This window comes from Vibrio sp. 1641 (assembly GCF_033339995.1).
GTDB classification, from domain to species: Bacteria; Pseudomonadota; Gammaproteobacteria; order Enterobacterales; family Vibrionaceae; genus Vibrio; species Vibrio alginolyticus.
In genome coordinates this window covers 1-875 of the sequence record NZ_JAWOVP010000083.1, presented here as the reverse complement: position 1 = coordinate 875, position 875 = coordinate 1, and the positions used below count along the sequence as shown (strand labels likewise).

The window sequence follows — 875 nt, the reverse complement described above, 5'->3', positions numbered from 1 at the left end:
AGCATCATGCTGTTATTTCCTGCGGTAATGGCGTTTGGTGCGGATCGTTGGGTGCAGAAGAAACAAAAGAGCTTGTTTGATACTCGCTCTGTACCTTATCAACCAGAACCCAACAAAACGCGTGATGGCCTTTGCTTCGTATACTGTTCACTGATTTCTGTCGCAGTACTGGCAGTGTTAGGCATGGCGGTGTACGGCTCTCTAGTGACATTTTGGCCGTGGAATAAAGCGCTGACGCTAAACAATTACAACTTCGCAGAGATGAGTACCTATGGCTGGAGCCCGTTCTTTAACTCTCTCACTTTAGCTGGTTGGACTGCGCTGATTGGTACCGCTGTGATTTTTGTCGGTGCCTACTGTATTGAAAAAGGTCGTGCGTTTGGGCCAGTTCGTCAGGCGATGCAAATGCTGAGTGTGGTGCCGATGGCGGTGCCGGGCATGGTTTTGGGTTTGGGATACATCTTTTACTTCAATGATGTGAACAACCCATTGAATGTGCTTTACGGTACGATGGCGTTTCTGGTGATTAACACCGTAGTGCACTATTACACAGTCGGCCACATGACAGCGTTAACCGCTCTCAAGCAACTGCCTTCAGAGATAGAAGCGACGGCAGCATCGGTCAAGCTGCCTCAGTATAAGTTGTTCTTCAAAGTGACCTTACCGGTTTGTATGCCTGCTGTTTTGGACATCGCAACCTACTTGTTTGTTAATGCATTGACCACCACTTCTGCGGTAGTATTCCTTTACTCAACCGATACGATTCCTGCTTCGGTATCGATTCTAAACATGGACGATGCAGGCCAAACGGGCGCAGCTGCCGCGATGGCCGTGATGATCATGATTGCAGCCGCGATTGCGAAGATCGTGCAGAT

Annotated in this window: 1 protein-coding gene; it reads left to right on the top strand. The window is 48.9% G+C overall.

Annotated features, from left to right (window positions below; all coding sequences use genetic code 11):
- The coding region (locus R7Z47_RS24280; protein ID WP_318130693.1) for an ABC transporter permease subunit at positions 1 to 875 on the top strand (875 nt) is incomplete at both ends.